Source organism: Streptomyces sp. NPDC041200 (genome assembly GCF_055591805.1).
Map to the genome: position 1 here is coordinate 933,074 of NZ_JBVIZF010000001.1, position 20,681 is coordinate 953,754.

Annotated in this window: 19 protein-coding genes; 17 read left to right on the forward strand and 2 right to left on the reverse strand. The window is 72.7% G+C overall.

The annotated features are described in order from the left end of the window. Positions 1-82 precede the first annotated feature (82 nt). From ACZ6CL_RS04370 to ftsY, 5 genes are all read left to right on the forward strand, one after another. A complete protein-coding gene (locus ACZ6CL_RS04370) occupies positions 83-475 on the forward strand; it encodes a hypothetical protein (protein ID WP_468930909.1) in 393 nt (130 codons plus the stop codon). 176 nt (positions 476-651) lie between these two features. After that, on the forward strand, positions 652-927 hold the full coding sequence (locus ACZ6CL_RS04375; protein ID WP_468930911.1) for a hypothetical protein: 276 nt from the start codon (positions 652-654) through the stop codon (positions 925-927). 1 nt (position 928) lies between these two features. After that, positions 929-3,073, forward strand: coding sequence for a sensor histidine kinase (locus ACZ6CL_RS04380; RefSeq protein WP_468930914.1), 2,145 nt, complete (start codon positions 929-931; stop codon positions 3,071-3,073). Continuing rightward, positions 3,070-3,774, forward strand: a complete 705-nt coding sequence (locus ACZ6CL_RS04385; RefSeq protein WP_468930916.1) for a response regulator — start codon at positions 3,070-3,072, stop codon at positions 3,772-3,774. The genes ACZ6CL_RS04380 and ACZ6CL_RS04385 overlap by 4 nt, the downstream gene beginning before the upstream one ends. 46 nt (positions 3,775-3,820) lie before the next feature. Then, a complete protein-coding gene (ftsY, locus tag ACZ6CL_RS04390; protein WP_385439389.1) occupies positions 3,821-5,047 on the forward strand; it encodes a signal recognition particle-docking protein FtsY in 1,227 nt (408 codons plus the stop codon). A gap of 104 nt (positions 5,048-5,151) precedes the next feature. On the opposite strand, the gene ACZ6CL_RS04395 is transcribed toward ftsY, so the two are convergent. Then, a complete protein-coding gene (locus tag ACZ6CL_RS04395; protein WP_468930918.1) occupies positions 5,152-5,823 on the reverse strand; it encodes a bifunctional DNA primase/polymerase in 672 nt (223 codons plus the stop codon). A 443-nt stretch (positions 5,824-6,266) separates the two neighbouring features. On the opposite strand from ACZ6CL_RS04395, the gene nsdA reads away from it, so the two are divergent. The 5 genes from nsdA to ffh all read left to right on the forward strand — a co-directional run bounded on the left by nsdA (position 6,267) and on the right by ffh (position 14,299). After that, entirely contained in the window at positions 6,267-7,769 is a 1,503-nt protein-coding gene (gene nsdA / locus ACZ6CL_RS04400) for a transcriptional repressor NsdA (RefSeq protein WP_468931281.1), read from the forward strand. A gap of 207 nt (positions 7,770-7,976) precedes the next feature. After that, positions 7,977-9,356, forward strand: a complete 1,380-nt coding sequence (locus tag ACZ6CL_RS04405; protein WP_468930920.1) for an ammonium transporter — start codon at positions 7,977-7,979, stop codon at positions 9,354-9,356. Further along, on the forward strand, positions 9,353-9,691 hold the full coding sequence (locus ACZ6CL_RS04410) for a P-II family nitrogen regulator (protein ID WP_468930921.1): 339 nt from the start codon (positions 9,353-9,355) through the stop codon (positions 9,689-9,691). The genes ACZ6CL_RS04405 and ACZ6CL_RS04410 overlap by 4 nt, the downstream gene beginning before the upstream one ends. 54 nt (positions 9,692-9,745) lie before the next feature. Next, entirely contained in the window at positions 9,746-12,280 is a 2,535-nt protein-coding gene (locus ACZ6CL_RS04415; protein WP_468930923.1) for a [protein-PII] uridylyltransferase, read from the forward strand. Between the two features lie 462 nt (positions 12,281-12,742). Beyond that, positions 12,743-14,299: a signal recognition particle protein gene (gene ffh, locus ACZ6CL_RS04420; protein ID WP_468930926.1), complete on the forward strand. Its 1,557-nt coding sequence runs from the start codon at positions 12,743-12,745 to the stop codon at positions 14,297-14,299. Positions 14,300-14,389: 90 nt separating this feature from the next. On the opposite strand, the gene ACZ6CL_RS04425 is transcribed toward ffh, so the two are convergent. After that, positions 14,390-15,235 (reverse strand): methyltransferase domain-containing protein, encoded by an 846-nt coding sequence (locus tag ACZ6CL_RS04425; RefSeq protein WP_468930928.1) that lies wholly within the window; start codon positions 15,233-15,235, stop codon positions 14,390-14,392. A gap of 316 nt (positions 15,236-15,551) precedes the next feature. Between ACZ6CL_RS04425 and proS the strand changes: the two genes are divergently transcribed. The 7 genes from proS (at position 15,552) to rplS (ending at position 20,621) form a co-directional block, all read left to right on the forward strand. After that, on the forward strand, positions 15,552-16,967 hold the full coding sequence (gene proS / locus ACZ6CL_RS04430; protein WP_468930930.1) for a proline--tRNA ligase: 1,416 nt from the start codon (positions 15,552-15,554) through the stop codon (positions 16,965-16,967). A 261-nt stretch (positions 16,968-17,228) separates the two neighbouring features. Beyond that, positions 17,229-17,822 (forward strand): hypothetical protein, encoded by a 594-nt coding sequence (locus tag ACZ6CL_RS04435; protein ID WP_009714740.1) that lies wholly within the window; start codon positions 17,229-17,231, stop codon positions 17,820-17,822. A 155-nt stretch (positions 17,823-17,977) separates the two neighbouring features. Next, positions 17,978-18,421: a 30S ribosomal protein S16 gene (rpsP, locus tag ACZ6CL_RS04440; RefSeq protein WP_398301635.1), complete on the forward strand. Its 444-nt coding sequence runs from the start codon at positions 17,978-17,980 to the stop codon at positions 18,419-18,421. Between the two features lie 2 nt (positions 18,422-18,423). Continuing rightward, complete coding sequence (locus ACZ6CL_RS04445; protein ID WP_003958958.1) at positions 18,424-18,663, forward strand: RNA-binding protein; 240 nt, start codon at positions 18,424-18,426, stop codon at positions 18,661-18,663. Between the two features lie 83 nt (positions 18,664-18,746). Continuing rightward, entirely contained in the window at positions 18,747-19,298 is a 552-nt protein-coding gene (rimM, locus tag ACZ6CL_RS04450) for a ribosome maturation factor RimM (protein ID WP_468930935.1), read from the forward strand. Next, complete coding sequence (gene trmD, locus ACZ6CL_RS04455; protein WP_468930938.1) at positions 19,295-20,137, forward strand: tRNA (guanosine(37)-N1)-methyltransferase TrmD; 843 nt, start codon at positions 19,295-19,297, stop codon at positions 20,135-20,137. The genes rimM and trmD overlap by 4 nt, the downstream gene beginning before the upstream one ends. A gap of 133 nt (positions 20,138-20,270) precedes the next feature. Further along, positions 20,271-20,621: a 50S ribosomal protein L19 gene (rplS, locus tag ACZ6CL_RS04460; RefSeq protein ID WP_009714736.1), complete on the forward strand. Its 351-nt coding sequence runs from the start codon at positions 20,271-20,273 to the stop codon at positions 20,619-20,621. Positions 20,622-20,681: the final 60 nt, after the last annotated feature.

Genomic DNA, 20,681 nt, shown 5'->3' on the forward strand with positions numbered 1-20,681 from the left:
ACGCGGGGCGCGCGAATCTCATCCTGGGCCCGGCGAGCCGGGCCCAGGGAACCACATCGCACCATCACCCGAGGAGGGGCGCATGATCACCACGGGGGAAACGCTCATCACCACATCCGACATCGACGACCTGGTCGGCCGGGTCCGGCTCAGCGAGGGCGACACCCGGGAACTGGAGGCCGCGAAGGAAGCGCTCTTCGCGGGCGGGCTCACCCCCGCCGAGGCACAGCGCATCCGTCAGCGGCTGATGGTCACCGCGCTGCGCCACGGCGGCGATCTCCTCGCCAAGGTGCTCGGGCGGCTCACCCCGCGCGAGACCGCCATGGTGCGCCGCTACGCCCACCGGCTCGCCAACTACCTGGACACCCTGGACATCTGGGCGGCGCAGCCCGTCATGCTCACCCTGATGCGGTACGGAATCCCCTACGACGAGGCCGAGTCGATCGCCGTCGCCATCCTCTTCCAGGTCTGGTGACAGGCGCGGTGGCAGGCATGGTGACGGGCGCGGTGAAGCCGCGATGAACCGGAAAGGGTGAACGCGCCACCGGAACGCGGGTGCGGGCGGGTCACCGGTTCGGGTGGGGCATGCCGTCCGCGCACTTCAGAGCCGAGATGCGGGGTAAGGCACGGGCGAGTACCAGGAGGTTGAAGATGCGACTTTCCCGAATCCGCGCCACCACGGCGCTCGGCCTGCTCGCGGGAACCGTCATGTGGACCGCCAGTGCCTCCCCCGCCACCGCCTCCGGTGGCGCGGGGTGGCGGGAGGAAGGGCACTTCGACACCCAGGGCGCCTGCCGGAAGGCGGGGCAGGCCGGGGTGGAGAAGAGCAAGTGGGACGAGTACAAGTGCCGCCCCGGCCGCAGCGCCTACGTCACGCTGTGGGTCCGGGGCGGCGCCGCGCGCCTCACCGGGCCGACCGCCGGCTGACATGCGGCACGCCCTTCCGAAAGACCGTGCCGTGCAGGCCGCGGGCGGGGTGTCGGCGCTGTTCGTCGTGGTGCTGGCGGGTTGGCTCGCCGGTCTGCTGCGGATCAACGACCAGTGGCTCGACCTGTCCTCCCCCCGCATGCGCGGCACCACGCTCCTGACCTCGGTGGCCGTGGGCGTCCCGGTGCTCGGCGTCGGCGTCCTGCTGCTCGCCGAGCGGTCCGCCCGGCGCTACGGCGGAGTGCTGCTGGTGGCGGGCGCCCTGTGGCTGCTGCCCTCGGCCGTCGCCGACCTGCTGGGGCCCGCCGGGCTGGGCCCGGCGGGCGCCGCCGTGTCCCTGCTGCTCGCGGTCGCCGCCATGGTCTGCCGGCCGCTGACCGTCCTGCTGCTGCCGCTGTGGCTCTTCCCCCGCGGTGCCAAGCGGCGCTGGCACTGGTGGGCCATGAGCGCGGCCGCCTCCGCCTACTGGCTCGGTTACGCCGCGCTGTGGCTGATCAGCGAGCCACGGGTCGGCGCGGTCACCAACCCCGCCTTCCACACCGCCGGCGGCCAATGGGCCTTCGACCACCTCGACACCTACGCGGCGGCGGAGCCCTGGGTGCTGCGCAGCGTGGCGGTCGCCGTCACGGCCGCCCTGTGCTGCCGCGCCGCCGTCTCCGGCGGCGCCGAGCGGCGCGACTGGGCCCTGCTGGCCGCCGCCTACCCGGCCTGCGTCTCGCTCCTGCTGTCGGAGTGGGGCGAGGGCATGCCCACGATCGCGGCCCGCACCCTCGGCAGCGCGGTCTGGGCGGCCGCCATCTGTCTGGGCGTCGCCCGCACCGGGATCTGGCGGCTCGACCGCTCCACCAGCCACCGGCTCGCCCGCGCCTTCGTCCTCACCTCGCTCGCCGCCGTCGTCGTCTGCGCCGCCGTCGCCGTGCAGGCCGGACTCCCCTCCGTGCGCGACGGGACCACCGTCACCGCCGTCGGCGGCGCCCTGCTGCTGGGCTGCGCGCTGCGGCCGTCCGCCCGCTGGCTCACCCTCCGCGTCGAGCGCGCCTTCTACGGGCCCCGGGCCCGGCCGCACGAAGCCGTCAGCGCCCTGGCCGTACGCCTGCAACAGGCCCCGCACCCCGGCGAGGTGCCCCAGCAGATCTGCCGCAGCGCCGTCGAGGACCTCGGCGTCTCCGGGGCCGCCGTCAGCGTCGACACCCGCGCCGGGCCCCGTCGGCTGGCCGACGCCGGGGCGCCCCTCACCGGCCGCGTCCAGACCTATCCGCTGCGCCACCACGGCCGCACCGTCGGGCGGCTCGACGTCTCCCGCGACGGCTCCGGCACGCCCGCCGAGCGCGACAGCGGGCTGCTGTCCCTCCTCGCCGACCAGGCCGCCCCCGCGCTCGCCGCGCTGCGGCTGGCCGAGGAGGCCCAGGCCGCCCGCGAGCGGCTGGTGCTCGCCCGCGAGCAGGAGCGGCGCAGGCTGCGCCGGGAGATCCACGACGGCCTCGGGCCCCAACTCGCCGCCGTACGGCTGCGCCTGGACATCGCCCAGACCTCCTGCCCGCCCGGCCACCCGGCCCGCGTCCAGCTCTGCGAGGCCGCCGAAACCCTCGCCGAGGCCCTGGTCGAGGTGCGCCGCATCACCGCCGGGCTCGCCCCGGCCGCCCTCGCCGAGCGCGGCCTCGCCGGTGCGGTGCGGGACCTGGCGCGGCGGCTGGGCGTGGACGGGCTGCGGGTGAGCGTGGCCAGCAGGCCCGCCGTCCTGCCCCCGCTGTCGCCGGGCGTCGAGACCGCGGCGTACCGGATCGCGGCCGAGTCGCTCACCAACGCCGTACGACACGCCCGGGCGCGCCAGGTCCGGGTCGAACTCGCCACCGATCCCGACACCCTCGAAACCCTCGACATCACGATCACCGACGACGGCAGCGGACTGCCGGAGACCGCGGTGCACGGCGTCGGGCTGGCCTCGGTCCGGGAACGGGCCGAGGAGATCGGCGGCTCCTGCACGGTCACCGGCTCCGCGACCGGCACCGTGGTGCACGCGGTGCTGCCGCTCATCGGCCCCGGGGAGCACGAGGACCCAGAGGAACACCTGGAGCACACCGGATGCCGGTCCTGTACGACACTCATCACCCAGGCCAAGCCCAGGGAGAGGACCCCGGCCCCATGACCGCGCCGGTGGGCCCGCCGGCGGGTGCCGCCGTGACCGCCCCGGTGGGCACCGCGCAGTGGCGCGTCCTCCTCGTCGACGACCATCCGCTCTTCCGCGAGGGCCTGGCCGCCGCCCTCAACCTGGACGACGCCTTCACCGTCGTCGGCCAGGCGGCCTGCGCGGACGAGGCGGTCGCCGAGGCCGGGCGGGCCGCGCCCGATCTGGTGGTGATGGACCTCGGGCTGCCCGGCCGGTCCGGTCTGGAGGCCACCCGGCGGATCCTGTGCGCCCGCCCCGAGGCGCGGGTGATGGTCATGACGATGTCCGAGGACGACGACAGCCTGCTGGCCGCCGTGCGCGCCGGGGCCCGTGGCTATCTCCTCAAGGGCGCGGGCCGGGACGAGATCCTGCGCGCCCTGCACACGGTGGTGCGCGGCGGCGCCGTCTTCAGCCCGCGCATGGCGGAGCGGCTGGGGGCGCTGCTGGGCGCCTCCGGCGCGGCGTCGGCCAAGGAGGCGTTCCCGACCCTCACCGCGCGCGAACGGGAGGTGCTGGACCTGCTCGCGGGCGGGCTCGGCTACCGGCAGATCGCCCAGCGGCTGGTGGTCACGGACAAGACCGTGCGCAACCACGTCGGCTCGATCTTCGCCAAGCTCCAGGTGCACGACCGGGCCCAGGCGATCGTCCGGGCCCGCGAAGCCGGTCTCGGAGGCGAGTGACGAGGCGAATGACTCCCTTGGCCGTGTGTCTGATACTGGGTGGGTTATGGAATTCGTCATCCTTGCTGTAGTCATCGCTGTGGTCGCGCTCGCCGCGATCAGCGGGCTTGTGATCAGCAGCCGCAAGAAGAAGCGACTGCCCCCGGCACCGCCGAGCAGCCCGTCCGTCACCGCGCCGCCCGCCGAACCGCACGTCGGCGAGGAGGCCGAAACCCCGCGCGAGGAACCGCGCAGAACCATCGAAGAGGTGGACCTGCCCGGCGCCGAGGCGCCGGCCGCGCCCGCGGAGGCCGCCGCCCCCGCCGCGCCGGAGGCCCCGCCGGTCGAGGTTCCGGAGCCGACCGCCGGCCGGCTGGTCCGGCTGCGCGCCCGGCTGTCCCGTTCCCAGACGACTCTGGGCAAGGGGCTGCTGACGCTGCTGTCCCGTGAGCACCTCGACGACGACACCTGGGAGGAGATCGAGGACACGCTGCTGACCGCCGACGTCGGCGTCGCCCCGACCCAGGAGCTGGTCGAGCGGCTGCGCGAGCGCGTCAAGGTGCTCGGCACCCGCAGCCCCGAGGAGCTGCGCGGGCTGCTGCGCGAGGAGCTGCTGCACCTCGTCGGCACCGAGGCCGACCGCACCGTGCACACCGAGAGCGGGGTGGGGGCGAACGGCGAGGAGAAGCCGGGCGTCGTCATGGTCGTCGGGGTCAACGGCACCGGCAAGACCACCACCACCGGCAAGCTGGCCCGGGTCCTGGTGGCCGACGGCAAGTCGGTCGTGCTGGGCGCGGCGGACACGTTCCGGGCGGCCGCCGCCGATCAGCTGCAGACCTGGGGCGAGCGGGTCGGCGCCCGTACGGTCCGCGGCCCCGAGGGCGGCGACCCGGCGTCGGTCGGCTTCGACGCGGTGAAGGAGGGAATCGCCGAGTCCGCGGACGTCGTCCTCATCGACACCGCCGGGCGGCTGCACACCAAGACCGGCCTGATGGACGAGCTGGGCAAGGTCAAGCGGGTCGTGGAGAAGCACGGCACGGTGGACGAGGTGCTGCTCGTGCTCGACGCCACCACCGGGCAGAACGGCCTGGTGCAGGCGCGGGTCTTCCGCGAGGTGGTGGACATCACCGGCATCGTGCTCACCAAGCTGGACGGCACCGCCAAGGGCGGCATCGTCGTCGCGGTCCAGCGCGAACTGGGCGTACCGGTCAAGCTGATCGGGCTGGGCGAGGGCGCGGACGACCTGGCGCCGTTCGAGCCGGAGGCGTTCGTCGACGCGCTGATCGGCGACTGATCCGGTCCCTCACGCCGTCCCCCAACGCCGGACGGGCTTGAATCGACCACCGATTCAAGCCCGTCCGGCGTTTGTCCGGCGTTTTACGGAGGGACGCGGCGCCCTCAGGACCCGGCGCGGTGGCTCACATAGGCGAGGGTGCCCAGCACCAGCCGGGCGTGCGGCGGGCGACCCGCCGTGTCGAGGGTCGGCGGGCGCAGCCAGCGCACCGGTCCCATGCCCCCGAGGTCGGAGGGCGGCGCGGTGATGTGGTCGCCCTTCCCTAAGCAGCTCAGATCGAGATCGGCGTCGTCCCAGCCCATGCGGTAGAGGAGGCCGGGGAGTTCGGCCGCGGCCCCCGGCTCGACGAAGAACTGGGCGCGCCCGTGCGGGGTGACGGCCACCGGGCCGAGCGGCAGGCCCATCCGCTCCAGCCGCACCAGAGCGTGCCGCCCCGCGTACTCGGCCACCTCCAGGACGTCGAACGACCGGCCCACGGGCAGCAGGACGGCCGCCCCCGGGACCTCCTCCCACGCCGCCGCGGCGGCGTCGAGCGTGGCGCCCGCAGGTACGCCGGGCACGAAGCCGAGCGGATGGGCGCCGGGGGAGGGACAGTCGGCAGCACCGCAGGAGCATTCGCCCGAGCCGCCCGAGCCGCCGCGCGTGGCCCGGGCGCCCGGCACCACGTCCCAGCCCCACAGCCCGGTGTACTCCGCCACCGTGGTGGACTCGGACGTACGGCCGCGGCGCCGTGAGCCGGACCGCATCTCCCGGATGCCGCCGATCGTGAAGCCCATGCCCCCTCCAACGGGTCGCGCTCTCGATGGTTACGAGCCGGAGCGCACTCATGACGCTCCGTCGCCGATGTGGTGCGGCGGGTGGTGTGTCGCGGTGTAACGGGTGGTGTGGAACGGCGCGTACGCCCCGCTGTGCACCTCTTCGCGTTCTTCCGGTCGCCCCGTGTCAAGTGAATCGTGTGAATCGGCGACGGGGTTCATTCGAAGGGGTGGCGAATGGTGGCGTTTTCCCGATCCACCTCGCATAGAGCGTGATCGTAGGATTACTTTCGGTGCACGATCCCCGATGGCGAGCATATGCCCGGCCGCGGTCCGGTACTTGCCACTGGCAAGGGCCGGTTCCGGCGGCGGACGGTTGATGCGCCGTATCGCGGGGACAACTGACCGTGACAGAGGGCATTCTGGTGGCGGTCCGGAAAGATTCGTGGGATGGGGGCGTTCCGGTGGGCGACAGCGGCGGCGGTGCTGACAAGCGACCCAACGCGCAGCTGGGGTCGTGGTTTGTGCGCAGCGGCTGGTCGAAGGGGGAGCTGGCCCGCCAAGTCAACCGCAGAGCGCGTCAGTTAGGCGCCCATCACATCAGTACGGACACCTCGCGGGTGCGCCGCTGGCTGGACGGGGAACAGCCGCGCGAGCCGATCCCGCAGATCCTCTCCGAGCTGTTCTCCGAGCGCTTCGGCTGCGTGGTCGGCATCGAGGACCTGGGGCTGCGCCCCGCCCACCGGTCACCGTCCGTGTCCGGAGTGGATCTTCCTTGGGCCGGTCCCGAGACCGTCGCGCTGATCGGCGAGTTCTCCCGCAGCGACCTCATGCTCGCCCGGCGCGGCTTCCTCGGCACCTCCCTCGCCCTCTCCGCGGGCCCCGCCCTCATCGAGCCGATGCAGCGCTGGCTGGTGCCCTCGCCGAGCGGGGCGCCCGGCGGCGCGCGCGCGGCGGACAGCGGCCGCTCCCGGCGCATCTCCCGGCTCTCCGAGCCGGAGCTGGAGCTGCTGGAGTCCACCATCACGATGTTCCGCGCCTGGGACGCCCAGTGCGGCGGCGGGCTGCGCCGCAAGGCGGTGGTCGGCCAGCTGCACGAGGTCACCGACCTGCTCCAGGAGTCGCACACCGAGGCGGTGTCCAAGCGGCTGTTCAAGGTCGCGGGCGAGCTGGCCGAGCTGGCCGGGTGGATGAGCTACGACATCGGGCTCCAGCCCACCGCCCAGAAGTACTTCGTCCTCGCGCTGCACGCCGCCAAGGAGTCCGGCGACCGCCCGCTCGGCTCGTACATCCTCTCCAGCATGAGCCGCCAGATGATCCACGTCGGGCGGCCGGACGACGCGCTGGAGCTGATCCACCTCGCGCAGTACGGCAGCCGGGAGAGCGCCACCCCGCGCACCCAGGCCATGCTGTATGCGATGGAGGGCCGGGCGTACGCCAACATGGGCCAGCCCAGCAAGTGCCACCGCGCCGTCAAGATGGCCGAGGACACCTTCGCCGACTGCGCCACGGGCGACGGCGACCCGAACTGGATCGACTTCTTCTCCGAGGCCGAGCTGAACGCGGAGAACGCCCACTCCTACCGCGACCTCGCCTACGTCGCGGGCCGCAGCCCCACCTACGCCCAGCTCGCCGACCCGGTGATGCGCAACGCCGTGCGCCTCTTCGGCGAGGAGACCGCCGAGGGCGAGGGCGGACACCAGCGTTCGTATGCGCTCAACCTGATCGGCATGGCCACCGTCCACCTCCTCCAGAAGCAGCCCGAGCAGTGTGCGGAGGTCGCCGGGAAGGCGCTGCCGCTCGCCCAGCGGATCCGCTCGGAGCGGGTGAACAACCGCCTCCGCAAGACCGTGGACACGGCGGTGCGCCACTTCGGGGACGTGCCCGAGGTCGTCGAGCTGAGCGACAGGCTCGTCGAAATGCTGCCCGACTCCCCGGACGGGACGGGCGCCCCCCGGGCCGTCTGAGGCGGCCCGGAGCGGGCTGCGACACGGTAACGGAGCGGAAGGACCGCTTACCGTCAATTCATCGGCGCGTAACACGCCCGCGCCCTTCGTCACTGCCGCGAAACATCGAGGGGCATCGACTGAAACGGCGCTGCGCCAATCTCGTGGCGAATACCGGCCCTTTTGTTTATTGCCCGCACGGGCCGTTTCGACAGCGAGGAGACGCCGATGCCAGTGGGCATCACGATGCTTGCCGCGGACAAGATCACACCCGATGACGCACTCAGCGCGGCCAACACCGGGTTCATGCTGCTGTGCGCCGCCCTGGTCCTGATCATGACGCCCGGCCTTGCCTTCTTCTACGGCGGCATGGTCCGCGTCAAAAGCGTGCTGAACATGCTGATGATGAGCTTCATCAGCATCGGCATCGTCACCGTCCTGTGGGTCCTCTACGGCTTCAGCGTCGCCTTCGACAAGGGCAATGACCTGTTCGGCGGCTTCGACTGGCTGGGCATGCACAACATCGGGCTGACCGAGCTGTGGCCCGGGTACACGATTCCGATCTATGTCTTCGCCCTGTTCCAGATGATGTTCGCGATCATCACCCCGGCGCTGATCAGCGGTGCTCTCGCGGACCGCGTGAAGTTCTCCGCCTGGGCGGTGTTCATCGCCCTGTGGGCGACGGTCGTCTACTTCCCGGTCGCGCACTGGGTGTGGGCTCCCGACGGCTGGGCCTTCAAGCTCGGCGTGATCGACTTCGCCGGTGGTACGGCCGTCCACATCAACGCGGGCGCCGCCGCGCTCGGCGTGATCCTCGTCATCGGCAAGCGGGTCGGCTTCAAGAAGGACCCGATGCGGCCGCACAGCCTGCCGCTGGTCATGCTCGGCGCCGGTCTGCTGTGGTTCGGCTGGTTCGGCTTCAACGGCGGCTCCTGGCTCGGCGCCGACGGCGTCACCGCGGCCGCCTTCACCAACACCCAGGTCGCCACCGCCTCCGCGATGCTCGGCTGGCTCGCGTACGAGAAGATCCGGCACGGCTCCTTCACCACCCTGGGCGCCGCCTCCGGCGCCGTCTCCGGGCTCGTCGCGATCACCCCGGCCTGCGGCGCGGTCAGCCCGCTCGGCGCGATCGCGATCGGCGTCATCGCCGGTGTCGTCTGCGCCATGGCGGTCGGCCTGAAGTACAAGTTCGGCTACGACGACTCGCTCGACGTCGTCGGCGTCCACATGGTCGGCGGCCTCATCGGTTCGCTGCTCATCGGCCTCTTCGCCACCGGCCGGGTGCAGAGCGACGCCAAGGGTCTGTTCTACGGCGGCGACTTCAGCCAGCTCGGCAAGCAGGCCGCCGGTGCCTTCGCGGTCCTCGCCTACTCCCTGATCGTCTCCGCGATCCTGGCCAAGGTCATCGACCTGGTCATGGGCTTCCGGGTGGACGAGGACGACGAGGTCGCCGGGATCGACCAGGTCGAGCACGCCGAGACGGCGTACGACTACGCGGGGGCCGGCGGTGGTACCTCCCTCGGCGGCCTCCAGGCGGCCGCGCACTCGGCGGTCGGCGAGGCGAAGAAGAAGGACGCCAAGAAGGACCCGAAGAAGGTGGACGCGTGAAGCTCATCACGGCGGTTGTGAAGCCGCACCGGCTCGACGAGATCAAGGAAGCCCTCCAGGCGTTCGGCGTGCAGGGCCTGACCGTCACCGAGGCCAGCGGCTACGGGCGCCAGCGCGGCCACACCGAGGTCTACCGGGGCGCGGAGTACACCGTCGACCTGGTGCCCAAGGTCCGCATCGAGGTGCTGGCCGAGGACGAGGACGCCGACGAACTCGTCGAGGTCGTGGTCAAGGCCGCCCGCACCGGAAAGATCGGGGACGGCAAGGTCTGGAGCGTCCCCGTCGAGACCGCGGTCCGGGTCAGGACCGGCGAACGGGGCCCGGACGCCTTGTGAGCCACCCGTGAGGCATCCAGCAAGCGCATGTCCAGCTGACAGGGAGCAGCCGAGTTGACGGAACGCGTCGAGGCAACGACAGAGACCACCGACTCGGGCCCCGGCGGCTACGCGGCGGCCCGGCTGCGGCTCCTCCAGGAGGAGTCGCGGTCCGGGCCGCCGCGCCGTGGCGCGCTCGCCGGACTCACCGACCAGTGGCTGGCCGCGCTGCTCACCGGCGGCGCCGAGACCTCCGGGATCACGGAGGGCGTCGCGCTGGTGGCGGTCGGCGGATACGGACGCGGCGAGCTGTCCCCGCGCAGCGACCTCGACGTCGTCCTGCTGCACGACGGCTCCGCCGATTCCTCGGCCCTCGCGGCACTGGCCGACCACGTCTGGTACCCCGTCTGGGACATGGGGCTGGCCCTCGACCACTCCGTACGCACCCCCGGCGAGGCCCGCAAGACCGCCGCCGAGGACCTGAAGGTCCAGCTCGGCCTGTTGGACGCCCGCCATCTCGCGGGAGACGCCGCCCTCACCGCGGGCCTGCGCACCACGGTCCTCGCGGACTGGCGCGCCCAGGCCCCGAAGCGCCTGCCCGAACTGCGCGAGCTGTGCCAGGAGCGCGCCGAGCGCCACGGCGAGCTGCAGTACCTGCTCGAACCCGACGTGAAGGAGGCGCGCGGCGGACTGCGCGACGCCACCGCGCTGCGGGCCATCGCCGCCTCCTGGCTCGCCGACGCGCCCCGCGAGGGCCTGGACGAGGCCCGGCGGCGGCTGCTGGACACGCGCGACGCGCTCCACCTGGCCACCGGCCGGGCCACCGACCGCCTCTCCCTCCAGGAACAGGACCAGGTCGCGGCCGAGGTCGGCCTGATGGACGCCGACGCCCTGCTGCGCCAGGTCTACGAGTCGGCCCGGACCATCGCGTACGCGAGCGATGTCACCTGGCGCGAGGTCGACCGGGTGCTGCGCGCCCGCTCGGGGAGCCGGCCGCGGCTGCGCGGACTGCTCGGCGGCCGCGGACGCGGGGGCTCCGGCTCCGCGCAGACCCCGGCGGAGCGCAGCCCGCTCGCCGAGGGCGTCGTCGAACAGGACGGCGAGGTGGTGCTCGCCCGCGCCGCGCGCCCCGAGCGCGACCCCGTGCTCCCGCTGCGGGCCGCCGCGGCCGCCGCCCAGGCCGGTCTTCCGCTCTCGCTGCACGCCGTACGGCGGCTGGCCGCCGCCACGGGCCCGCTGCCGGTGCCCTGGCCGCCCGAGGCCCGGGAGGAACTGGTCACCCTGCTGGGCGCGGGCGAGTCCACCGTGCCGGTGTGGGAGGCCCTGGAGGCCGAGGGCCTGATCACCCGGCTGCTGCCGGACTGGGAGCGGGTGCGCTGCCGCCCGCAGCGCAACCCCGTGCACCGCTGGACCGTCGACCGCCATCTCGTCGAGACCGCGGTGCGCGCGAGCGCCCTCAGCCGCCGCGTCGGCCGCCCCGACCTGCTGCTGGTCGCCGCGCTGCTGCACGACATCGGCAAGGGCTGGCCCGGCGACCACTCGGTGGTGGGGGAGACGATCGTCCGGGACGTGGCCACCCGGATCGGCTTCGACCGCGCCGATGTGTCCGTCCTCGCCACCCTCGTACGCCACCATCTGCTCCTCGTCGAGACCGCCACCCGCCGCGACCTGGACGACCCGGCCACCGTGCGCTCGGTCGCCGAGGCCGTCCGCGGCCCCGCCACCCTGGAGCTGCTGCACGCCCTCACCGAGGCCGACGCGCTGGCCACCGGGCCCGCGGCGTGGAGCGCCTGGCGTGGCGCGCTCGTCGCCGACCTGGTCAAGCGGGTCGCCGCCGTCCTCGCGGGCGAGCCCGCCGCCGACCCGGACGCCCCGCAGCAGATCACCGCCGAGCAGGAACGGCTCGCGATCGAGGCGTGCCGCACCGGCGGCCCGGTGCTCGCCCTCCACGCCCGGTCGGAGGCGCTGCCGCCGGGCACGCCCACCGGGACGGCACCCGAGGAGGCGGCGGAACCGGAACCGATCGGCGTCGAGCTGCTGATCGCCGTCCCCGACCAGTCCGGAGTGCTGGCCGCGGCCGCCGGGGTGCTCGCCCTGCACCGGCTCACGGTGCGGGCGGCCGACCTGCGCGCCGTGGAACTGCCGTCGGAGCTGGACGGCGCCGACAAGCCCGGCGGCGTCCTGCTGCTGAGCTGGCGGGTGGCCGCCGAATACGGATCGCTGCCGCAGGCCGCCCGGCTGCGGAACGATCTGCTCCGGGCCCTGGACGGCTCGCTCGACATCGTCGCGCGGCTCGCCGAGCGCGAGGCCGCCTACCGCAAGTACCCGCGCCGCCGAGGCATCCACGCCCCGCCCCCGCGGGTGACGGTCGCGCCCGGCAGCTCACAGCTCGCCACCGTGATCGAGGTCCGCGCCCAGGACATCCCCGGCCTCCTCCACCGCATCGGCCGCGCCCTGGAGGCGTCCGGCGTCACGGTCCGCAGCGCCCACGTCAGCACGCTGGGCGCGAACGCGGTCGATGCGTTCTACGTCACGGACTCCACCGGCGCCCCCCTGGCCCCCATGCGTGCGGCGGAACTGGCCCGAGAGGTGGAACAGGCCCTGCGCTAGCGCTCCCACCGGCCGTCCGCCGCGGCGAGGCCGAACAGGAACCCGCCTGGGCCCCGGGGATGGGGGCACCTTCCCGCGGCAGCCGGTGGAGTTCCCGGACCGGTCCCGCATGCCGGAGACGCCCCCGCCCCCACCGGCATGCGGACAGCCGGGCCCAGGGCCGGGGACGCACCCCCGGCCTCTCCGGCGTCCCGCGAGCCGGGTGTCCAGGGGCGGAGCCCCCCCCACCCGCAGCCCCTCCGGCGTTTGAGGAGCGGCCCGGGGTGGATGTGCCCCACCCCAGCCCCTCCGGCGATTGAGGAGCGGGGGCCGGGGCGGAGCCCCGGTTCGGGTAGGGGCGGGGTGGGGGAAGACCCTCCGACCGAGTGGCACACGCCCGGGGGCAGACCGTTACCGCGGCGTGCGGATACCCTTGGAGGCCGACCGCCGACCCGACATCCGACCGAAGGATTCGCGACCACCGTGTTCGATACCCTCTCCGATCGCCTCGCAGCGACTTTCAAGAACCTCCGGGGCAAGGGCCGCCTCAGCGAGGCGGACATCGACGCGACGGCACGCGAGATCCGGATCGCCCTGCTCGAGGCGGACGTCGCGCTGCCCGTCGTACGGGCGTTCATCAAGCAGGTCAAGGAGCGCAGCCTCGGCGCCGAGGTCTCCCAGGCGCTGAACCCGGCCCAGCAGGTCATCAAGATCGTCAACGAGGAGCTGATCGGCATCCTCGGTGGCGACGCCCGCCGCCTGCGCTTCGCCAAGCAGCCCCCGACGGTCATCATGCTCGCCGGTCTGCAGGGCGCCGGTAAGACGACGCTCGCCGGAAAGCTCGGCCGCTGGCTGAAGGGCCAGGGCCACGCGCCGCTGCTCGTCGCGTGTGACCTCCAGCGCCCCAACGCCGTCAACCAGCTCTCGGTGGTCGCCGAGCGCGCGGGCGTCGCGGTGTTCGCGCCGGAGCCGGGCAACGGCGTCGGCGACCCGGTGAAGGTGGCCCAGGACTCGATCGAGTTCGCCAAGACCAAGCAGCACGACGTCGTGATCGTCGACACCGCCGGACGCCTCGGCATCGACGAGGAACTGATGCGTCAGGCCGCGGACATCCGCGACGCGGTCAGCCCGGACGAGGTCCTGTTCGTCGTCGACGCGATGATCGGCCAGGACGCGGTGAACACCGCCGAGGCGTTCCGCGACGGCGTCGGCTTCGACGGCGTGGTGCTCTCCAAGCTCGACGGCGACGCGCGCGGCGGTGCCGCGCTGTCCATCGCGCATGTCACCGGCCGTCAGATCATGTTCGCCTCCAACGGCGAGAAGCTGGACGACTTCGACGCGTTCCACCCGGACCGCATGGCGTCCCGCATCCTCGGCATGGGCGACATGCTCAGCCTCATCGAGAAGGCCGAGCAGACCTTCAGCCAGCAAGAGGCCGAGAAGATGGCGGCCAAGCTGGCGAAGGGCCCCAAGGAGTTCACGCTCGACGACTTCCTGGCGCAGATGGAGCAGGTCCGCAAGATGGGCTCCATCTCCAAGCTGCTCGGCATGCTGCCGGGCATGGGCCAGATGAAGGACCAGATCAACAATCTGGACGAGCGGGACGTGGACCGCACGGCCGCGATCATCAAGTCGATGACGCCGGGCGAGCGCCAGGACCCGAACATCATCAACGGCTCCCGCCGTGCCCGTATCGCCCGGGGTTCCGGCGTCGAGGTGAGCGCGGTCAAGAACCTGGTGGAGCGGTTCTTCGAAGCGCGCAAGATGATGTCGAAGATGGCCCAGGGCGGCGGCATGCCGGGGATGCCCGGGATGCCGGGCATGCCGGGCGGCGGCAGCGCCAAGCGCAAGGGCAAGCAGCAGAAGAAGGTCAAGGGCAAGCAGCGCAGCGGCAACCCGATGAAGCGGAAGGCCGACGAGCAGGCCGCCGCGGCCCGCCGTGAGCAGGCGGGCCAGCAGGGCGGCGCGTTCGGCGCGCCCGGCGGCCAGGGCGGCCAGGACTTCGAACTTCCCGACGAGTTCAAGAAGTTCATGGGCTGAACCCGCCCGCACAGCACCGGGTGCGCGGGTCCCTGCCACGGACGGCAGGGGCCCGCGCCCCCGTATGTGCGGACGTTCAGGCCCGGACGTTCAGGCCCGGGCGATCAGGTACCGCAGGACGTTCGGCATCCACACCGTCCCGTCCGGACGCTGATACGGATGCAGCGCCTCCGCTATCTCCTTGCGCACCTGTGTCGGATCGGTCGCCCGCTCCGCCGCGTCGAACAGCCCCGTCGAGAGCAGTCCGCGCACCGCGCTGTCCAGGTCGGCGTACCCGAACGGGCAGGCCACCCGCCCCGATCCGTCCGGCCGCAGCCCGGCCCGCTCGGCCAGCGTCTCCAGGTCGTCCCGGCCGCACGGCCGCCAGCGCGCCGGGGCGCACATCGGGTCGGCGAGCCGGGCCCCCACCCGCAGGACCGACGAGGTGGCGCACCGCTCCGGCGGACCCCACCCGGCCAGCACCACCGCGCCGCCGCGCTCGGCGAGCGCCGCGGCCGCCGTGAGCGAGGAGGCCGCCGCGCCGAGCCCGCCGGTGCCGCCCGCCGCCGGGGCGGGCAGCGGCTCGAAGGCGGTCACGACCGAGAAGCGGGAGACCGCCGCCGCCTCCCGCGCGCACGCCGACTCCGCGTCGCCGGGCCCCAGCCGCACCGGGTCGCCCAGCCGCTCCCGCGCCAGCGCGAGGCGCGGCTCGTCCGTGTCGACCCCGCAGACGTCGGCGCCGCGCCCGGCCGCCATGAGAAGGGCGAGTCCCGAGCCGCAGCCCAGCCCCAGCAGCCGCGTGCCGGTGCCGACGTCCAGCCGTTCGTACACGGCCTCGTACAGCGGCACCAGCATCCGTTCCTGGATCTCCGCCCAGTCGCGGGCGCGGGCGTGCGGGTCCGCCGTGCGCGGCGGGGAGGGGTGCGGGTGGCGCCGCCGTACGAGCGTAGATGTCATCGAAAGGGCCCCAATCAGCGAAGAGCAGTGCCGTCGTCAGATCCGCCGTTGTGCGCCAGAGGGTGCCGTGTGGATCGTGCCGGGCTCTTCCACAGGGCACCCGCTCGTCGCGTCCCACCCCCGTATGCCAGAGAACTCCGCATCCGTCCCCGCGTCCAGAGCTTTCACGGCCGTGCTTGCGTGCCCCCTCCGTGCGCCCCCACACGCCCTGGCGAACGGCCCCGCTCCCGCGACCGCCCCGTGCCCAGCCCCGCCCCGGCCCGCCCCGGTGGAAATTCGCCGCGGTTCGCCGCGCCGCCGCCGTACGATCGGCGCCATGGTCAAAGCACCCGTTCTCACCCCTCGTGCGGTGGATTTTCCGCGTTGGTACCAGGATGTCATCAGCAAGGCCGAGCTGGCCGAGAACGGACCGGTGCGCGGCACCATGGTCATCCGACCGTACGGATACGGGCTGTGGGAGCGGATGCAGGGCGATCTGGACGCCCGGATCAAGGCGGTGGGCGTCCAGAACGCCTACTTCCCCCTCTTCATCCCGCAGTCGTACCTGACCCGGGAGGCGGAGCACGTCGAGGGCTTCGCGCCCGAACTCGCGGTCGTCACCCACGGCGGCGGCAAGGAGCTGGAGGAGCCGGTGGTGGTCCGGCCCACCTCCGAGACGATCGTCAACGAGTACTTCTCGAAGTGGGTGCGGAGCTACCGCGATCTGCCACTGCTGATCAACCAGTGGGCCAATGTGGTGCGTTGGGAGCTGCGGCCCCGGCTGTTCCTGCGGACGACCGAATTCCTCTGGCAGGAAGGGCACACCGCGCACGCCACGTACGAGGACGCCCGGGAGTTCGCCGCCCGCATCCACCGCGATGTCTACGCCGACTTCATGGAGAACGTGCTCGCCATGGACGTCGTCCTGGGGCGCAAGACCGCCCGGGAGCGTTTCGCGGGCGCCGTCAACACCCTCACTCTGGAAGGGATGATGGGCGACGGCAAGGCGCTGCAGCTGGGCACCAGCCATGAGCTGGGCCAGAACTTCGCCCGCGCCTTCAACACCCGCTATCTGTCCAGGGACGGCGAGCAGGAGCTGGTCTGGCAGACCTCCTGGGGCAGCACGACCCGCCTGGTCGGCGCGCTGGTGATGACGCATGGCGACGACGACGGGCTGCGGCTGCCGCCCCGGCTGGCCCCGGTCCAGGCCGTCGTCCTCGCGGTCAAGGGCGACGACGCGGTGCTCGCCGCGGTCCGCGAGACCGGCGACCGGCTGGCGGCGGCGGGGGTGCGGGTCCAGGTCGACGACCGCACCGACGTCCCCTTCGGCCGCCGCGCGGTCGACTGGGAGCTGCGGGGCGTGCCGGTGCGCGTCGAGATCGGCCCGCGCGACCTGGCGGCCGGGACCGCCACCCTCGTCCGGCGCATTCCGGGCGGCAAGGAACCGGTGCGCGCCGACCTGCTGGCCGAGGCGGTGCCGAAGGCACTGGAGGAGGACCAGGCGCTGCTGCTGCGCCAGGCGCGGGAGCGCCGCGCGGCGCGCACGGTGGAGGCGCGGACCGTGGAAGAGGCCGCGGAGGCGGCGGCCGCGGGCGGCTGGGCGCGCATCCGGTGGGCCGATCTGGGCCCGGAGGGCGAGGCCGCGCTCGCCGAGCGGGCGGTGTCCGTACGGTGTCTGGTCACCGAGGACGGGGCGGTGCCGGACGCGGATGACGCGCCAGGTAACGTCGCCTTCGTGGCACGCGCCTACTGAGGGCGCGGGACGGCGAGCCGGTGCCGACGGTGTACGCGTCCTCGGCGGGCCGATGTCTGCGGGCCGGTGTCTGCGCCGGTGTCTACGGGCCGGGCCGTACGTGGCGGTACGTACCGCCTTGGTGCGCCGTGGGCGGCTCATCCATGCATGTGCGCACCCGCCCTCGTCGCGACGCATCAGCGCTGAACTGACTGGTACGTGCAAATTATTTGAGATGCCCCGGAATCGGAACACCGGGCGGCTCCTGCTCGTTAGCACGACGTGAGCACGACACCACCTGTACTCGCCGCAGAGCTGGCACAGGCGTGGGCCGACATTCAACGGCACCACCCCGAGCTGCCAGATCTAGCCGCGCCCGAATCGCTGATCGGAGAGTCGTCGTCCGCATGTGGCGCCGAGCTCTCCTTCGAACGGCTGCTGCACGAGGCAGTCCACGGCATCGCCGCCGCCCGCGGTGTCCGTGATACCTCGCGCGCCGGCCGCTACCACAACCGCCGGTTCCTGGCGATCGCCGAGGAGCTGGGGCTCGACCACTCCGAGGAGCCGCACCCAAGCAGCGGCTTCTCGCTGGTCACCCTCAGTCCCGAGGCGAGAAAGCGCTACCGGACCACGATCGACCGGCTGCACCGCGCCCTCAAGGCGCACACCGTCGCGACCGCGGCCGAGACCTCCCGCGCCTTCCGCGGGCCCGCGGCACGGCACGGTTCGTCCGGGGGCGGCGTCCGCGTCAAGGCGGTGTGCGACTGCGGGCGGAACGTCCGCGTCGTCCCGTCGGTGCTGGCCCAGGCGCCGATCATGTGCGGGGGATGCGGGAAGCCGTTCCGCATTCCGGACGCGGTGGCCGCGGTCGGCTGACCTGTCACGGTGTGGCAGAATGGTCCGCTGTACTCGACAGCCGACCAGGACCCCTCTCTCCTCCGGCTGACGCGTCCATCGGGCACTCGGGTACCGCAACCCCACGCGGCACTTCGCAGTGCTCAACCACGTCAAGACCAGGAGACACCACTCCCGTGGCAGTCAAGATCAAGCTGAAGCGTCTGGGCAAGATCCGTTCGCCTCACTACCGCATCGTCGTCGCCGACTCCCGCACCCGCCGTGACGGCCGGGCGATCGAGGAGATCGGCCTGTACCACCCGGTGCAGAACCCCTCGCGCATCGAGGTCGACTCTGAGCGTGTGCAGCACTGGCTGAAGGTCGGCGCCCAGCCGACCGAGCCGGTGCTCGCCATCCTGAAGGTCACCGGTGACTGGCAGCAGTTCAAGGGCCTGCCCGCCCCGGCTCCGATGAAGGTCGCCGAGCCGAAGGCCGACAAGCGCGCCCTGTTCGAGGCCGCGGCCAAGGACGCCGGTGACGAGCCGAAGGGTGAGGCCATCACCCCGAAGGCGAAGAAGTCCGAGAAGAAGTCGGACGAGGCGGCCGAGACCGCTGAGTCCACCGCGTCGACCGAGGCCTGAGGATGCTCGAGGAAGCCCTCGAGCACCTGGTGAAGGGCATCGTCGACAACCCCGACGACGTGCAGGTCGCCTCGCGCAACCTGCGTCGCGGACGCGTGCTCGAGGTCCGGGTGCACCCCGATGACCTGGGCAAGGTGATCGGCCGCAACGGCCGCACCGCCCGCGCGCTGCGCACCGTTGTGGGCGCCATCGGCGGCCGTGGGATCCGCGTCGACCTCGTCGACGTGGATCAGGTCAGCTGAGAGGCGATCAATAGGAGCACCGGCACGGGCCGGGGAGGGCTTTGGGCCGTCCCCGGCCCGTGTGCGTGAAAGGGACATGCATCGTGCAGTTGGTTGTCGCGCGGATCGGCCGTGCCCATGGCATCAAGGGCGAGGTCACCGTCGAGGTGCGCACGGACGAGCCCGAGCTGAGGCTCGGTCCGGGCGCCGTGCTGGCCACCGAGCCCGCCTCGGCCGGACCGCTGACCATCGAGACCGGCCGGGTGCACAGCGGTCGGCTGCTGCTGCGCTTCGAGGGGGTGCGGGACCGTACGGGCGCGGAGGCGCTGCGCAACGTCCTGCTCATCGCGGAGGTCGACCCCGAGGAGGTCCCGGAGGACCCCGAGGAGTTCTACGACCACCAGCTGATCGACCTCGACGTGGTCACCGTGGACGGCACGGCGGTCGGCCGGATCTCCGAGATCTCCCACCTTCCGTACCAGGACCTGCTGATCGTGAAGCGGCCCGATGGCGGCGAGGTGATGATCCCGTTCGTCTCCGAAATGGTGCCGGAGATCGACCTGGAGGAGCAGCGCGCGGTCATCGACCCGCCGCCGGGACTGCTGGACGAGGCCGAGGCTGAGATCGCCACCGACGTCGAGGACGCGTCGTCATGAGGCTCGACGTCATCACGATCTTCCCGGAGTACCTGGAGCCGCTGAACGTCTCGCTGGTCGGCAAGGCGCGCGCCCGCGGACAGCTGGACGTCCGCCTGCACGACCTGCGCTCCTTTACGCACGACCGGCACAACACGGTGGACGACACCCCGTACGGGGGCGGCCCGGGCATGGTCATGAAGCCCGAGCCGTGGGGCGAGGCCCTGGATGCGGTCATCGCGTCGGGCGAGGACGAGGGGCTGCCCAAGCCGACCCTCGTGGTGCCCACCCCGAGCGGTCGCCCGTTCACCCAGACCCTCGCGGTGGAGCTGTCCGAGCGCCCCTGGCTGGTCTTCGCCCCGGCGCGCTACGAGGGCATCGACCGGCGGGTGATCGAGGAGTACGGGGAGCGGCTGGAGATCCACGAGGTCTCCATCGGCGACTACGTCCTGGCGGGCGGCGAGGCCGCGGTCCTGGTGATCACGGAGGCCGTCGCCCGGCTGCTGCCCGGTGTGCTGGGCAACGCCGAGTCGCACCAGGACGACTCCTTCGCCCCCGGCGCGATGGCCGATCTGCTGGAGGGGCCCGTCTACACCAAGCCCCCCGAGTGGCGCGGCCGGGGCATCCCGGAGGTGCTGGTCAGCGGCCACCACGGCAAGATCGCGCGGTGGCGCAGGGACGAGGCGTTCCGTCGCACCAGCGCCCACCGCCCCGATCTGATCGAGCGGTGCGACCCGGCGACGCTCGACAAGCACGACCGGGCGCTCCTGGCCGATCTCGGCTGGGAGGAGCTGCCCGGAGCGGGCGAAACCGGGGGACGGGCCCGATTTGGGCGGCCGGACCGGCCCGTGGAAGAATAGGCCGCTGCCGTACGTCCGGGTGGGCGCCCCTGCCACAGGGGGACCGACGCCCGCCCGATGAGGGCGGCACTCCGAATCAACATTCCGATATGCCGCTGATGACCTGTGGCATCAGCGAAGAAAGCAGACGATCATGTCTCACCTGCTCGACAACGTCGACTCCGCGTCGCTGCGCAGCGACATCCCGACGTTCCGCCCCGGCGACACGGTCAACGTCCACGTCCGCGTCATCGAGGGCAACCGCTCGCGTGTCCAGCAGTTCAAGGGCGTCGTCATCCGCCGCCAGGGCTCCGGCGTGCGGGAGACCTTCACCGTCCGCAAGGTGAGCTTCAGCGTCGGCGTCGAGCGCACCTTCCCGGTGCACACCCCGATCGTCGAGAAGATCGAGGTCGTCACCCGCGGTGACGTGCGCCGCGCGAAGCTGTACTACCTGCGTGACCTCCGCGGCAAGGCCGCGAAGATCAAGGAGAAGCGCACCAACTGAGTTTTGTGCGACTACTGAGCTAGCGTCGGATGCCCCGGCCGGGCCGGATAGGCTCTGGCC

Bases quoted from the DNA above. Each gene is read 5' to 3' on its own strand.
- ACZ6CL_RS04370 (WP_468930909.1), top strand. From the start codon at position 83: ATGATCACCACGGGGGAAACGCTCATCACCACATCCGACATCGACGAC.
- ACZ6CL_RS04445 (WP_003958958.1), top strand. From the start codon at position 18,424: ATGCTCGAGGAAGCCCTCGAGCACCTGGTGAAGGGCATCGTCGACAAC.
- ftsY (WP_385439389.1), top strand. From the start codon at position 3,821: ATGGAATTCGTCATCCTTGCTGTAGTCATCGCTGTGGTCGCGCTCGCC.
- ACZ6CL_RS04380 (WP_468930914.1), top strand. From the start codon at position 929: ATGCGGCACGCCCTTCCGAAAGACCGTGCCGTGCAGGCCGCGGGCGGG.
- trmD (WP_468930938.1), top strand. From the start codon at position 19,295: ATGAGGCTCGACGTCATCACGATCTTCCCGGAGTACCTGGAGCCGCTG.
- proS (WP_468930930.1), top strand. From the start codon at position 15,552: ATGGTCAAAGCACCCGTTCTCACCCCTCGTGCGGTGGATTTTCCGCGT.
- ACZ6CL_RS04375 (WP_468930911.1), top strand. From the start codon at position 652: ATGCGACTTTCCCGAATCCGCGCCACCACGGCGCTCGGCCTGCTCGCG.
- ACZ6CL_RS04405 (WP_468930920.1), top strand. From the start codon at position 7,977: ATGCCAGTGGGCATCACGATGCTTGCCGCGGACAAGATCACACCCGAT.
- rplS (WP_009714736.1), top strand. From the start codon at position 20,271: ATGTCTCACCTGCTCGACAACGTCGACTCCGCGTCGCTGCGCAGCGAC.
- ACZ6CL_RS04385 (WP_468930916.1), top strand. From the start codon at position 3,070: ATGACCGCGCCGGTGGGCCCGCCGGCGGGTGCCGCCGTGACCGCCCCG.
- ACZ6CL_RS04425 (WP_468930928.1), bottom strand. From the start codon at position 15,235: ATGACATCTACGCTCGTACGGCGGCGCCACCCGCACCCCTCCCCGCCG.
- ACZ6CL_RS04395 (WP_468930918.1), bottom strand. From the start codon at position 5,823: ATGGGCTTCACGATCGGCGGCATCCGGGAGATGCGGTCCGGCTCACGG.